Raw genomic sequence first — 14452 nt, forward strand, 5'->3', positions numbered from 1 at the left:
CAAGGGAAGGTTAGGTTCGTTGGGTGGTTCGCTATTCGGCAGCAGCGACCTTTTTCACCACACGCTTCTTCGTGGTCTTCGGTGCCTCCTGCTCTTCGGAGTCCGCCTCGGATTCCACGAGGTTCTCGGCGACCTCCGCCTCATCGCTCGCCTCTTCGGCCTTCTTGCCCGACCCGAGGCCCTCGCGCAGGCCCTTCACCGACTTGCCGATCGCGCTGCCGAGCTTCGGGAGGTTCTTCGGCCCGAAGATCAACAGGACGACGACGAGGATGATAAGAAGTTCCGGGGTTCCCATACCGAGAATTTTCATTGCGATGCTCCTTTTGCATTGCCTTGCCAACGTGTTGACACGACTATGCGACGGAAAAGGCCTCTTAGCCATCACGCAAACCCATGATTTTGCCGCATGACAAGAAAGTCCCTTTGTCATGTATTTGCATGACAAAGGGATTTATCGAGGTCAAATAGGTAAATTCTAAAACTCTATCAGAGATGCTCGCGAACCCATTCAATGTTCGACGTGATAGCAGCAATCAATTCGTCGACATCGTCGAAGGCACGCATCGGACGCAGCCACGCGATGAACTCAAGCTCAATCTCGTGACCATAGATATCTCCGTCGAAGTCGATAAGATGCGCCTCGCAATTTGCGGTCGCCCGATCGGCGAACGTCGCCGCAACGCCCATGTTGACCGCGGCCTTATAGCGCTTTCCGTCGACGATGACGTACGCCGCATAGACACCGTCGCCGATGGAGCGAAGGTTATCGGGGATGCGGAGATTGGCAGTGCGGATACCCATCTGCGCCCCCTCGCCGCGACCGGACACGACCGTGCCGCACACCTTCCAAGGCCGACCGAGGAGCCTTGAAGCTTCTTCAGCGGCGCCCTCGGAAAGAAGACCCCTGATGCGAGTCGCACTCACCGGAGCGCCTTCGAGGCAGAGAAGCTCATGCGCAGAAACGTCGCACGCATGGCGCGAGCCCCACGCAGCGAGCGTCTCCTCGGTGCCCTTCGCGCGAGCCCCGAAGCGGAACCCGCAGCCGACGTGGATGCTCGCAGGCGCATGCTCCCCGAAGGTCCACGCAAGGAACTCCTCGGGCGGCAAGGACGCGAACTCGTGCGTGAATGGCAAAACTGCGACGTAGTCGACGCCCGACGCAGCTAGCGCTTGAATGCGATCCTCGTTGGTCATGAGCTTTTTCAGCTCGTTTGGGCGAAACATCTCATCGGGGTCGGTGTCGAAGGTGAGTGCGAACGAGGCGCTCCCCCGCTTCGCGGCATCCTCGATCACGCACGAGAGAAGCGCTTGGTGTCCTTTATGGACGCCATCGAACACACCGAATGCGCAGCACGCACCGTCGAATCGATTTCGATCGAACGACGCGTCAACGTTAAATATCTCCGCCACGTCTCACTCCTGTCTGGAAAATGCAACATGCATTGTAGCGCTGCCGTTGCTCCTCGTAAGCATATATGCCCACAAGCTTGTTGTCGACGATTACCGCGATTCGCTCGCCATCTTCGGGCGCCATGCAGCTTTGGCGCACGCCCGCCGTACAGGCGCACAGCTCGCTCGCGGCACTTGCATGGCGGCGCTCGCAAAGCTCAACCGCGGATGCGGGCAGTTGATTGCCGTTCGCCACCAAACGCGCACCCGCCTCATCGAGAAAGGCGAAGCGGAACCCGAGCAGCTTCACCGGGTCAAGCGAAGCATCGACGCCCATGCGCTCAAGCACGTCGAGGCTCACGCAGTCATCGAGCGTCAGAAGGCCCGCGCTCGTCCGTCGGAGCGCGGCCACATGGGCGGGGCAACCTATCGAGACGCCAATATCGCGAGCGAGCGCTCGAATATAGGTACCCTTCGAGACATGGAAATCGACATCCCAAAAGACAGGCACGTCCCTGTCACCAGGAACGATCGCAGCAAGCTTCGCCGAGTACACTTCTATATCGCGAGGCATCAACTCGATGATCCGCCCTTTTCGCGCGGCATCGCAGGCCTTCACGCCGCCAACTTTGACAGCGGAGTACGCAGGGGGGAGCTGCTTTTGGAGTCCGACGAAGCGCGCAAGCGTCTCGAGCGCAAACGATTCCTCGAAAGCGCCGCTCGGCACCGAGCCGAACTTGATGGGCTCGCCGTCGACATCGTCCGTGTCGGTGCCGACCCCGAAGGCTATTCGAACACGATAGTGCTTGTCATGCCCGACCATGTAATTGTCAAGCCTCGTCGCCGGCCCCACGCAAACGCAGAGCACCCCCGACGCCAAAGGATCGAGCGTCCCTGTATGACCGACACGACGCTCCCCGAAGATACGGCGAACCCGATTGACAACGTCATGCGAGCTCATACCCGAGGGTTTGTCCACCCCCACGATGAGCGAAAGGCCCGATTGTCCCCTCTTAGCAGCCACGAATATCCCTTCAATACAACAAGAAAGCGGGGTGATCCCGCTTTCCCACTTTTCACTTCATAACTCGAAAGCCCCTGATCGAAAGCACCCCAAAAGGAAGTACGATTCTGAACAAGAACTCAGATCGATTAGTTCCCAAACTTCTCTCGGAGCGCACGCTCGACACAGGGCGGCACGAACTCTTTGATGTCGCCGCCCATGGAGGCGATTTCCCGCACCACCGACGAAGAGAGGTACATATGCTGCGGGGTCGACATGATGAAGAGCGTCTCCAGGTTGCGGTCGAGCTGGTAGTTTATCGCCGTCATCTGGAACTCGTACTCGAAGTCCGTGATTGCACGCAAACCCTTGACGACCGCCGTCGCTCCGACCTCATGCGCGAAGTCGACGAGCAAACCGTCGAAGGGCACGACGCGAACATTGTCGAGTTCGCGGGTTGCCTCCTCCGCAAGCGCGACGCGTTCCTCAAGGGTGAACAGCGGTTTTTTCTTCACCGACTCGGCAACGGCAACAATGACTTCGTCGACAAGCTGCGACGCACGGGTGATGACATCGAGATGTCCCACCGTAATCGGGTCGAACGTACCCGGCGTCAATGCGCATTTCACCATAAAGCCTCATCCTCACTTTATAACGAGTTTACTTGAGAGCCTGTTCGATAGCCTTCTCGACTCTGACAAGGGCGCCCTCGATAGGACCCTCGATGGAAAAACCTGCTGCAGCCTTGTGCCCGCCGCCGGCGAAACTGGCAGCGATGGCCGCAACGTCGGTGTCGTCCTTCGCGCGGAAGCTCCCGCGAATCGAGTCACCCTGCTCGCGCAGCATGCAAGCAACGCGTACGCCCGCGATGGAGCGAAGCGTGTCGATGAGCGCCTCGGCATCTGCCTTCACCGCATGGCATTTCTCGAAGTCGCGACGCGTGACATAGCTTATCGCCGCCTGCCCGCCGCAGAAGAGCTTCATGTGCTTGATGGAGCAGGCCTCAAGAAGCACCGACGCCTCGCTACGATTCTGATAAACCTCACGCGAAACGAAAGAAGCATCAACGCCGGCGGTAATCATCTCGGAAGCCGATGCGAATGCGCGCGAGTCGGCGTTTTGGTACTGGAAGCGCCCCGTATCGGTAACGAGACCGGTGTAGGCGCACAGAGCGATATCGCCCGAGTTGTCGACGCGCATGCATTTCGAGAGTTCCCAGATGAGCATCGATGTTGCCGCCATCGATGGATTGCAATAGGTAAGGGTGCTCATCGTCTCGGGATACGCGTGATGATCGATAGTGATCGAATATTCTGCCTCGTCGAGCAGGCGCGATGCATCACCGATCCGCTCGCGGTTCGGGACATCGACGGCCACGAACGTCCCGACCTCCCCCATGAAGTCGCGTGCGTAGACCATATCGGCAAGCCCCGGAAGGAAGGAGAGACGAACATCGGGCTTCTCGGGTTTCGCCAAAACGCACGTCACCCGCTTTCCGAGGCGCTTCAAGATTCCCGCCAAGGCGAGCTGCGAGCCCAAACAATCGCCGTCAGGACTCACATGCCCGCAGATCACATAATCATCGCGCGATTTCAAAACCGCGGAAATCTCCGTAAGCGAAACATTCGTTTGCGGGGTGACCGGCATGCTACTCGCCCTCTTCTTCCTCTTTCACGATGACCGGCGGACGCTGCGACTCGCGCGCCAAGGCGCCGGCGATGCGCTCCGCCGTGTCGACGCTTCGATCGAGCATGAAGCGCAGCTCGGGGGCAACGCGCCAGGAGAGACGGCGCGCCATAAGCGAGCGAATGCGCCCGCTCGCACGCGTGAACGCCTCGCCCACCTTGTCGTAGCGCTGCTTGCCCGTCGAGTAGTACACGTTGCACACGCTGCGGTCGAACGACACCTCGCAGCCGGTGATCGTGACCATCGACAGCTCGGGGTCGGATATATCGAACAGGAGGATGCTCGCGATGACCTCGCGCGCCTGCTCGTTGACTTTGCGGCTGGAAGATCCTTGCTTCATGCCGACCTCCTATTCCGTGCGCTCGACCTCTTTGACGATGTAGCCCTCGATGGTGTCGCCCACCTTGAGGTCCTGGTAACCGCTGATGCCGATACCGCACTCGTAGCCCTGCTTGACCGACTTGACGTCGTCCTTGAAGCGGCGCAAACTGGCGATCTCGCCCTCGAAGACGACGGTGCCGTCGCGCACGATGCGCACCTTGTCGTCGCGATGGAGCTCGCCGTCGGTGATGTAGCAGCCTGCAATCGTGCCGACCTTGGGCACCTTGAAGGTCTCGCGGATCTCGGCGACGCCGGTGTCCTCCTCGACGATGTCGGGCGAGAGCAGGCCGACGCGTGCGGCGTTGATGTCCTCGATCGCCTGATAGATGACGCGATACAGGCGGATGTCGACCTTTTCCTTCTCGGCCTGTTGCTTCGACTTACCAGTCGGGCGAACGTTGAAGCCGATGATGATGGCATCGGAGGCAGCTGCGAGCGTAACGTCGGTTTCGGTGATGCCGCCGACAGCGGAGTGCACGATGTTGATGCGCACCTCGGACTGGTCCATCTTCTCGAAGGCGTCGCGCAGGGCCTCGATCGAGCCCTGGACGTCGGCCTTCACGATGAGGTTCAGGTCGGTCTGCTTGCCCTCTTCGATGCGGCTGAACAGGTCGTCGAGGCTCATGTGAGACTTCGTCTCCTGCTCGGCGAGGCGTGCACGCAGCGCACGCTCCTCGGCAAGCTTGCGAGCATCGCGCTCGTCTTCGAACACGCGGAACTCGTCGCCTGCGGTAGGGACGCTGTTCAGGCCGAGAATCTCGACCGGGTCTGCGGGGCCTGCAGAATCGACATGCTTGCCGCGCGGATCGATGAGCGCACGGACGCGGCCGTACGACGTGCCTGCGACGACGGTGTCGCCGGTGTGCAGCGTGCCGCGGTGGATGAGCACCGTGGCGACCGGGCCGCGGCCCTTGTCGAGGTTCGCCTCGATGACGTAGCCGGACGCCTCAGCGTCGGGGTTCGCCTTGAGCTCGAGCACGTCGGCCTGGAGAAGGATGGTCTCGAGCAGGTCGTCGATATGGAGCTTCTTCTTCGCGGAAACTTCGACGAACATGTTCTTGCCGCCCCACTCTTCGGGGATAACGCCATGCTCGACGAGCTCCTGGCGGACGCGATCGGGGTTCGCACCGGGCTTGTCGATCTTGTTCACCGCGACGACGATGGGCACATCGGCGGCCTTGGCGTGGTTGATTGCCTCGATGGTCTGCGGCATGACGCCGTCGTCGGCAGCGACGACGAGCACGATGACGTCGGTCACCTGAGCGCCGCGGGCACGCATGGCGGTGAACGCCTCGTGGCCCGGCGTATCGATGAAGGTGATCTGGCGGCCGTCGATGTTCACGATGGATGCACCGATGTGCTGGGTGATGCCACCCGCTTCACCTGCGGCAACGCCGGTGTGGCGGATAGCGTCGAGCAGCGAGGTCTTGCCGTGGTCGACGTGGCCCATGACGGTCACGACAGGCGGACGCGGCTTCAGATCTTCCTCGGAGTCATGGTAGACGACGGCGTACTCCTCCTCGGGGGAGACCACGCGGACCTTGCGACCCATGTCGTCGGCGATAAGCTCGATGAGGTCATCGGACATGGATTGGGTGAGCGTCAACACCTGGCCGAGCATGAACAGGCGCTTGATGACGTCGTTGGGCTGCACGCCGAGCAGCTCGGCGAACTTGGCGACGTTGGCGCCCTGGGGAATCTCCACGACGGAGTCATCGAGCACGAGCGTGGGATCGAGACCCTTCTGGATGGCCTCCATCTCCATGCGCTCGCGAGCCTCCGCCTGGCGCTTCTCCTTGCGCTTCTTGCGGCGGCCCTCGCCCTCATGCGAGTTCGCAGCGGCCACAGCGGCGCGCGCCTCGGCAAGCACCTTATCGCGCTGGAGCTTCTCCGCCTGTACGGCCATCTGGGCATAGCGATCCTCGCCTTGGCTTTGGTTCTCGAGCTCGGGAACAACCTGCACGACATTGCCGCGCTTGCCCTTCTTCGCACCGCGTTCGCCCTTCTTGCCGCCGCGCTCGGAACGCTCGGGCTTGGGCTTGTTGGCCTGCTCGGCCTTCTGCGCCTCGATGCGCTGCTTCTCGGACTCGATCTGAGAAAGCAGCGAGCTGAAGTTGGAAGATTTCTTGGGCGTGAGCACGGGGGCCGGGCCCTTGTGCTGCGTCGCCGGCTTCGAAGACTTCTTGCCGCGGGAGCGAAGTGCTTCCTCGACCGCCTGCTTCTTGGCGACCTCGGCTGCCATCTTCGCAGCGCGCGCCTTGGCACGGGCCTCGGCCTTCTCGCGCGCGACGCGCTCCTTCTCGGACTCGATCTGGCTTGCAAGGCCCTCGAAGCCGCTGCTCACGGGAGCCTTCTTAGGTGTACGCTTCGGCTGCTCGGAACGAGCCTCGCCCTTGGGGGCACCGCCCTCGCGGCGAGCGCGCTCAGCTTCGCGAAGCGCACGCTCTTTCTCGACGGCAGCACGGCGGCTGGCCTCTTCCTCGGCCTTCTTGCGCTCTTCTTGCGCCTTCTCCTCGGCAAGCTGCTTCGCTTCCTCGGCATCGATCTTGCCAGCGCGCTGCTTGATTTCAGGAGACAGGTTCTTCCGAATCTTATCGACGTAGGCATCGGCAAGCATGCTCGCATGGCTTTTCGCCGGTATCTTCATCTCATGCAACCGGTCGAGCAATTCCTTGCTCGTCATATCGAATTCTTTCGCCAATTCATGTACTCGCATGCTGGCCATGTACCACTCCTCTTATTCTCTTCCGACGCAACGGCTCGTGTCGCGAGACATCTCGCCGGCGATGCGCTCTAAATCCTGCTCACCGAGCTTCGTGCGAAGCGCTCGGTCAAGTTTACCCGCCTTGCGTGCAGCGGCAAAGCACTCCGCGGAGCATACGTAAGCACCGCGTCCGGGAGCTCGACCCGAAGGGTCGAAGGACACAACGCCCAAAGGCGAGCGCACGATGCGCAGAAGCGCGCGCTTCGTGTCGGTCGCACCGCAGGCAACGCAGGTACGCTGCTTTTTCTTTGCCGGTGTCGTCTGGTCCATTGTACGCTCCCGCAATCCCCACGCGCTTAGAGCGCGTCTTCCATTTCGGCGTGGATACCGCAGAAACGGCTGTTGGGTCGTGCATGGTTGCGGCAGCGGTTGCCCTCTTCGTCCACAAAGGCACACAAGCCCTCTTCATCGTCTTCGATCTCGTCTTCGTCGATGAGGATGTTCTCGTTGCGAAGCGGCGCTCCGGCGAAGCTCGCGCTCTTGATGTCGATGTGCCAGCCAGTCAGACGCGCCGCGAGGCGGGCGTTCTGACCCTCCTTGCCGATGGCGAGGGAAAGCTGATCGTCGGGGACGACGACAGTCGCGTAGTTGTTCTCCTCGTCGATGATGACCTTCGTCACCTTCGCAGGGGAAAGCGCGTTGGCCACATAGACCGCCGGGTCCTCGTTCCACTGGATAACGTCGACGCGCTCGTTGCGCAGCTCCTCGACGACCATGCGCACGCGGCTGCCCTTCGGGCCGACGCAGGCTCCGACCGGGTCGAGGTTGCGCTCGCGGGAGGCGACGGCGACCTTGGAGCGAGCACCGGGCTCGCGGGCGATCGACTTGATCTCGACCACGCCGTCATATATTTCCGGGACCTCGATCTCGAAAAGGCGGCGGATAAGGTCGGGGTGGGTGCGGGACACGATGATGGACGGGCGCGCCTGGTCACCACGCGCCTTGGGAAGGTCGCTCGCGGGGTCGCGCACGTCGATGATCAGCACCTTCAGGCGCTGGTTATGACGATAGTGCTCGTTATTCGGACGCTCGTTGCGCTCGTTGGGGAAGCGCTTCAGGTCGTAGTGCGGAAGCTCAGCCTCGACGCCGTCGCGAATCTTGATGATGGTGAAGTCGGGGGTTCCCTGAAGCACGGTGCCCGTCACGAGATCGCCCACACGACGCGAGAACTCCTGGTAGATAGACTGACGACCCGCTTCGCGGACAATCGTGGAGATGACGCTCTTGGCGTTTTGCGCCGCGATACGGCTCACGTCGTCGGGGGTCACGTCGCGCTCGGTGAACTCGGCGTACTCGCCGGTCTCGGGATCGGGCTCGCCAACGGGAACAAGCTCGTAAACATAGATCTTGCCCGTCTGACGGTCGATGGTGACGCGGGCGTCCCATTCAAGGTCGAGAATATGCTGATAGCTTTTAGCGAGCGATGCCTCCAAGCGCTCGATCAGGTAGAACTCGTCAATCTTGCGTTCATGAGCGAGGGCCTGAAGCGCTTCGATCAGTTCAGAGTTAGCCACGTCCAGTCGCTTCCTTTCTTAGCTGAAGTCAACGGCGCCCACCACGTGAGCGCGCTTGATGAGCGAATAACCGATAGCGATGCGCGAGCCGTCGACCTCGACGATCACGTCATCGCCTTCCAAACCTTCGAGCGTGCCCGTAAACGAGCTGCGTCCATCGATAGGAGACGACGTCTTCACCACGACCTGCTCGCCGGCGAAACGGGCGAAGTGCTCCTTCGTGCGAAGGGGCCTGTCGATTCCGGGAGAGGAAACCTCGAGCATGTAGGCTCCTGGGAACGGGTCGATCTCGTCCATGATGCGGTTGATCCACACCTGGGCGCTTGCGAGCTCGTCGAAGCTCACGCCCTCCTCGGTGTCGATGAAGACGCGGATCGTCGGAGCCTTCTTCGACCCCATGATCTCGAGCGTTACGATTTCGACCCCGCTGGCAGCGGCCGTCGGCTCGAGCGCGTCGAGCAGTTTTTGCTCTTTGGCGGTGAGCATGTCGCCTCCTTCCTTCAACGCTTTCGTTGCACGCTTCGTTGCCCAGCGGCGTTTTTCGCCCTAACATACAAAGAAAGCGGGCAAAGCCCACTTTCTCAAAGAAGCGAAAGTATGATGCGCGCCGCTGCGCACAGTGTTTAGTTTATACCATAGAAACGGTGCTTCTGGCTAGCGTCATCCCCCGCATCGCGCAAGTTCGCCACAATTTGGGCGGTAGGCGGCGCCTGACGCTTAAGCCTCGCGGCCCCACATGCGCACCTCGGGTTCGAGGGCGACTCCCGATGACTCGAGCACGCGCCGCTGCACCTCGGCTATGAGCGCCTGCACGTCGGCCGACGTCGCGTCGCCTGCGTTCACGACGAAGCCGGTGTGCTTGGCGGAAACCTGGGCGCCGCCGATCGCAAGCCCCCTAAGCCCCGCTTGATCGATAAGCGCTGCGGCGAAGTGGCCTTCCGGGCGCTTGAAGGTGCTTCCCGCAGAAGGCATGTCAATCGGCTGCTTCGCCTCGCGCTTGGCGGCAAGCTCGTCCATGCGCGCTCTGATGTCGGAGGGATCTGCCGGCGCAAGCTCGAGCGTTGCTGCGACCACGACATAGCGCGCCGCGTCGAACATGCTGTGGCGATACGACCAGTCGGCCTCCTCGCGAGACACGTCCACGATGCGCCCCTCGGGAGTCACGCACGTGACGTGGGCGCACACCTGCGAGAACTCGCCGTCATAGGCACCTGCGTTCATGACGGCGGCGCCCCCGACGGTGCCGGGGATGCCGCAGGCGAACTCGTAGCCCGAAAGCCCTGCGGTGCATGCCGCCTCGGCGACCGCGGCGTTTGTGACACCCGCACCCGCAACAATGCGCGTGCCGTCCACACGAACCGCTGAGAGGTTGCCGCGAACCTCGATCACCACGCCCTCGACCCCTTCATCGGCAACGAGCAGGTCGCTTCCACAGCCGATGACGCGCCAGGGCACGCTCGCCTGCTCGCAGGCGCACACAACCTGGGACACTTCTTCAACGCTGCGCGGAGACACAAACGCGTCGGCGGGTCCGCCGATCTTGAAGGTGGTGTGCGGCGCAAGAGGCTCTAAGGGGCGCACATTCTCCTCGCCGACGATGGCGGCAAGCGAGTCAAGCAGCGATTTGTCCATTCGCGCGTCCTTTCCGTTATGACCGATGCGGCGCCGATGCGCCCGCTAAAAGGGCGGCGTCCGATGAGAGCGCCGCCCGAAACAAGACTAAACGATAAGAAGCCGGAAGGCTACTTCTGCTGATGCTCCCGCTTGTCGTTGAGCAGGCGGTTCAAGGCGTTCACGTACGCGCGGGCGGAGGACACGACGATGTCGTTGTCGGCGCCGCGGCCCGTGTACACTTCCCCATCAGGGGCGGTGACGCGGATGGTCACCTCGCCGAGCGCGTCGATACCACGGGTCACGGACTGCACCGAGAATTCGGTCAGGTCGTTTTCAACCTGCACGATCTTGTTGACGGCCTTATACATCGCGTCGATCGGGCCGGTGCCGAAATCGCATGCGGTGACGACCTGGTCGGCCTGGTTGCGCAGCGTGACGGTCGCCGTCGGGATCATGTCGGTGCCGCACGAGATCTGCACGCCCTCGAGCTGGAAGATGGCGCTCACCTGACGGTCGCGCTCGTGAATGAGGCTTTCGAGGTCCTCGTCGTAGACTTCTTTCTTCTTGTCGGCAAGGTTCAAGAAGTCCTCGTAGACCTTGTCGAGCGCGTCGCCCTCGAACTCGTAGCCGAGCTCCTCAAGGCGATGCTTGAGCGCCGCATGTCCGCTGCGCGCAGTGAGGACAATCTGGCTCTGGCCTGCTCCGACGTCTGCCGGATCGATGATCTCGTAGGTATCGCGCTTCTTGAGCACGCCGTCTTGGTGGATGCCCGAGGAATGCGCGAACGCGTTGGCGCCGACGATGGCCTTGTTCGCCTGCACGCTCATGCCTGTGATCGAGGAGACAAGACGGCTTGCCTTGGCGAACTCCCGCGTGTTGATGTCGGTGTGGGCGTTGAGTTCCTCGCCGTGCATGCGGATGCCCATGACGACTTCCTCAAGCGCCGTGTTGCCCGCGCGCTCACCGAGGCCGTTGATCGTGCACTCGATTTGGGTCGCGCCGTTTTTCACGCCTTCGAGCGCAAGCGCGGTCGCCATGCCGAGGTCGTTGTGACAGTGGACCGACACGGTGACATTCTCGATGCCGCGCACGTTCTCCATAAGGTACGCGATGCGGCGGCCGAACTCGGCGGGAAGAGAGTATCCCGTGGTGTCGGGGATGTTGACGACGGTCGCGCCCGCATCGACGACACGCTGGATGACCTTCACGAGGAAATCGTAGTCGGAGCGGCCGGCGTCCTCGGCATAGAACTGCACGTCGTTCATGTACTTCTTGGCATAGCGCACACAGTGCTCGGCGCGCTCGAGGCATTGGTCCTCGGTGATGCGCAGCTTGTCGTGCAGATGGCTCGGGCTCACGCCGATGCCGGTGTGGATGCGCGGGCGCTTGGCGTACTTGAGCGCCTCGGCAGCACGATCGATGTCCTTCTCGACGGCGCGCGTGAGGCCGACGACCGTCGCGTCGTCGCCAGCGAGCTCGGCAATGCGGCGGACGCTCTCGAAATCACCGGGGCTTGAGATGGGGAAACCTGCCTCGATGACGTCGACCTTCATACGTAGTAGCTGACGCGCGACCACCAGTTTTTCTTCCGTGTTCATGGAGGCGCCGGGAGACTGCTCGCCGTCGCGCAATGTGGTGTCAAAGATGTCGATCTTGCGCGTCATTTCGTTGTTCCTTTCTAAAACGCTTGCGGCCTTATACCGCGGCGAACATTCTAGCGCAGGCGCTGCGCATCAAAGAAAAGAAGGGCCGCTGCCCTCGGGTTTCACCCGAAATCGGCAACGACCCTCCACATTTTCCCCGAAGCTGCGGCGCGCTATAACCCTAATCGAACAGGCTCCTCATGTCCGTATCCTTCATGGGAGCGCCAGCCGAGGGAAGGCTTTGGGCGCGGAACTTCTCAAGCGACGCTTCCCCGCCCAAGAATTCCTCCGCTTTGCCGACCATGGCCACCGTGCGGCTCCCCTTGACGGTGAGCGCCTGCACACCCTGCGTGCTGTTGGTGGTCTTCGTCCTCAGAAGCGAGGTATTGAAGTTGACGAGGCGATGATCGCTCGACACGAGCGCAAGGTCGCGTTCCTCTTTGAGCACCTGGGCGTAGAGCAACTTGGATCCGCCGTAAATCGCGTTCTTCAAGCGCTTGCGGTTCGTCTTGGTGGCGTACCCGGACAGAGCGACGCGCGCGACACGGCCGTTCTCGAAGACGAACAGCGCGTCTGCCTTGTAGTCTTCGGGGTCGATAACCCAGGTCACAACCTCGCCGTCGTCCATCTCCAGATCGGTGGGCAGATACGACCCCAGCTGCGCCGACTTGGTGTCCTCGAATGCGGCGACCTTGCACTTGTAAACCTGGCAGTGGTTGGTGAACACGAGCAGGTCGTGCGTATTGGAGGAGTCGAACTCGATGAAGGGCTCGTCACCGTCCTTGTACTTCAGCGTTGCGGCCTTGCGCAGCACGCGGTCGGTCATCTTCTTCAGATAGCCGTCGCGAGAGAGCATCATGGTGACGGGGTATTCCTCAACCTCGGACTCGAGGTTCACCTCGACGATCTCGGAAGGCTCGACGAGGCCAGTCTTGCGCGGCATAACGTACTTCTTGTTCACCGCGGCCAGCTCGTCATGGATGACGTCTTTGATCTTCTCCTCGCTGGCGAGGATATCGTTGAGCTCGGCGATGTCGCCCTCGAGCTTCACAATGTCCCGCGTGCGGTTCATGATGTATTCCTCGTTGATGTTGCGCAGCTTGATTTCGGCCACAAACTCGGCCTGGACCTGGTCGATCTTAAAGCCTTTCATAAGGTTGGGGACAACGTCGGCTTCAAGCTTCGTGCCGCGGATGATCGCGATGGCCTTGTCGATGTCGAGCAGGATCGCCTCGAGGCCGTGGAGCAGATGCAGGCGGTCGGTCTTCTTCGCCAGATCGAAGTTCATGCGGCGACGGGTCGACTCGACGCGCCACGCGACCCACTCGTGCAGGATCTCGCGCACGCCCATGACGCGCGGATAGCCGTCGACAAGCACATTGAAGTTGCACGCGAAGGAATCCTGCAGCGTGGTGGATCGGAACAGCTTCGCCATGAGCTGCTCGGGGTCGACGCCCCTTTTCAGGTCGATCGCGATGCGGAGGCCGGAAAGGTCGGTCTCGTCGCGGATATCGGCGATCTCGCGCACCTTGCCCTCTTTGGAAAGCTTCACGATGCGTTCGATGATGACGTCGGTCTTGGTCGTGTACGGAATTTCGTACACCTCGATGATGCGCTCGTCGGGCAGGTAGCGCCAGCGCGAGCGAATCTGGAAGCTGCCGGTGCCCGTGTTGACGATGCGCTCCATCTCCTCGCGGCGGTAGACGATCTCGCCGCCGGTGGAGAAGTCGGGCGCAGGCATGTATTCCAGCAGGTCGCAGTCGGGGTTGCGGAGGAAGTGCATGGTTGCCGTGCACACTTCGTTCAGGTTGAAGCCGCAGATATCGGACGCCATCGCGACGCCGATGCCCTTGTTCGCCGACACGAGGATGTTGGGGAACGTGGTGGGCAGAAGGCGCGGCTCCTTCATGGCGCCGTCGTAGCTGTCGACAAAATCGACAGGGTCCTTATCGATATCCTTGAAGATCTCGGCGCAGATCGGCGAGAGCTTAGCTTCGGTGTAGCGCGAAGCCGCATAGCTCAAGTCACCGGAATAGTACTTGCCGAAGTTGCCCTTGGACTCGACGAACGGAGCGAGCAGCGCCTCGTTGCCCGTGGCGAGGCGGACCATGGTCTCATAGATGGCGGCGTCACCGTGCGGATTGAGCTTCATCGTCTGGCCGACGATGTTCGCGCTCTTCTGGCGCGCGCCGTTCAAAAGGCCCATCTTGTACATGGTGTAGAGCAGCTTGCGGTGCGAGGGCTTGAAGCCGTCGATTTCCGGGAATGCGCGCGACACGTTGGTGCTCATGGCGTAGGGCATGTAGTTCTGTTCGAGCGTCTGCGTGATGGGCTGTTCTGTTACCTCGGAGTGCAGGCCTATCACGTTGGGATTGTCCACATGCTTTTTCTTCGGTGCGGTTTTGGTCTTCTTCTTTGCCACGGTCTCCCCTTGGTGCGTGTATCGGGCTCCTCTATC

The 14452-nt window shown here is 61.5% G+C and carries 13 protein-coding genes; all 13 read right to left on the minus strand.

All coding sequences use genetic code 11. From position 1 onward, the window contains the following. Positions 1 to 31: 31 nt before the first annotated feature. Complete coding sequence (locus Q0I65_RS01345) at positions 32 to 310, minus strand: twin-arginine translocase TatA/TatE family subunit (protein ID WP_296058959.1); 279 nt, start codon at positions 308 to 310, stop codon at positions 32 to 34. A 176-nt stretch (positions 311 to 486) separates the two neighbouring features. Then, the gene (gene ribF, locus Q0I65_RS01350) at positions 487 to 1410 is read right to left on the minus strand and encodes a riboflavin biosynthesis protein RibF (RefSeq protein ID WP_296058961.1); all 924 of its coding nucleotides are present in this window, start codon (positions 1408 to 1410) and stop codon (positions 487 to 489) included. Next, a complete protein-coding gene (gene truB / locus Q0I65_RS01355; protein WP_296058963.1) occupies positions 1394 to 2413 on the minus strand; it encodes a tRNA pseudouridine(55) synthase TruB in 1020 nt (339 codons plus the stop codon). The genes ribF and truB overlap by 17 nt, the downstream gene beginning before the upstream one ends. A gap of 128 nt (positions 2414 to 2541) precedes the next feature. Further along, complete coding sequence (coaD, locus tag Q0I65_RS01360; protein WP_366513191.1) at positions 2542 to 3024, minus strand: pantetheine-phosphate adenylyltransferase; 483 nt, start codon at positions 3022 to 3024, stop codon at positions 2542 to 2544. 28 nt (positions 3025 to 3052) lie between these two features. Then, positions 3053 to 4039 carry a bifunctional oligoribonuclease/PAP phosphatase NrnA gene (locus Q0I65_RS01365; RefSeq protein ID WP_296058964.1) on the minus strand — a complete coding sequence of 329 codons (987 nt, stop codon included), beginning with the start codon at positions 4037 to 4039 and terminating at the stop codon, positions 3053 to 3055. Between the two features lies 1 nt (position 4040). Beyond that, complete coding sequence (gene rbfA, locus Q0I65_RS01370; protein ID WP_296058966.1) at positions 4041 to 4418, minus strand: 30S ribosome-binding factor RbfA; 378 nt, start codon at positions 4416 to 4418, stop codon at positions 4041 to 4043. 9 nt (positions 4419 to 4427) lie between these two features. Further along, the gene (infB, locus tag Q0I65_RS01375; protein WP_296058968.1) at positions 4428 to 7184 is read right to left on the minus strand and encodes a translation initiation factor IF-2; all 2757 of its coding nucleotides are present in this window, start codon (positions 7182 to 7184) and stop codon (positions 4428 to 4430) included. 12 nt (positions 7185 to 7196) lie between these two features. Further along, positions 7197 to 7493 carry a YlxR family protein gene (locus Q0I65_RS01380; protein WP_158048469.1) on the minus strand — a complete coding sequence of 99 codons (297 nt, stop codon included), beginning with the start codon at positions 7491 to 7493 and terminating at the stop codon, positions 7197 to 7199. 26 nt (positions 7494 to 7519) lie between these two features. Then, positions 7520 to 8737, minus strand: a complete 1218-nt coding sequence (gene nusA / locus Q0I65_RS01385; RefSeq protein WP_296058971.1) for a transcription termination factor NusA — start codon at positions 8735 to 8737, stop codon at positions 7520 to 7522. An 18-nt stretch (positions 8738 to 8755) separates the two neighbouring features. Continuing rightward, positions 8756 to 9223 carry a ribosome maturation factor RimP gene (gene rimP, locus Q0I65_RS01390; RefSeq protein WP_296058973.1) on the minus strand — a complete coding sequence of 156 codons (468 nt, stop codon included), beginning with the start codon at positions 9221 to 9223 and terminating at the stop codon, positions 8756 to 8758. 231 nt (positions 9224 to 9454) lie between these two features. Continuing rightward, the gene (gene murB / locus Q0I65_RS01395) at positions 9455 to 10369 is read right to left on the minus strand and encodes a UDP-N-acetylmuramate dehydrogenase (RefSeq protein WP_296058974.1); all 915 of its coding nucleotides are present in this window, start codon (positions 10367 to 10369) and stop codon (positions 9455 to 9457) included. Positions 10370 to 10479: 110 nt separating this feature from the next. Further along, positions 10480 to 12015, minus strand: coding sequence for a 2-isopropylmalate synthase (locus Q0I65_RS01400; RefSeq protein ID WP_296058976.1), 1536 nt, complete (start codon positions 12013 to 12015; stop codon positions 10480 to 10482). Between the two features lie 160 nt (positions 12016 to 12175). Beyond that, complete coding sequence (locus Q0I65_RS01405) at positions 12176 to 14416, minus strand: DNA gyrase subunit A (RefSeq protein ID WP_296058978.1); 2241 nt, start codon at positions 14414 to 14416, stop codon at positions 12176 to 12178. Between the last annotated feature and the right edge of the window lie 36 nt (positions 14417 to 14452).

The sequence above is a fragment of the uncultured Ellagibacter sp. genome, assembly GCF_934643285.1.
GTDB lineage: Bacteria > Actinomycetota > Coriobacteriia > Coriobacteriales > Eggerthellaceae > Ellagibacter.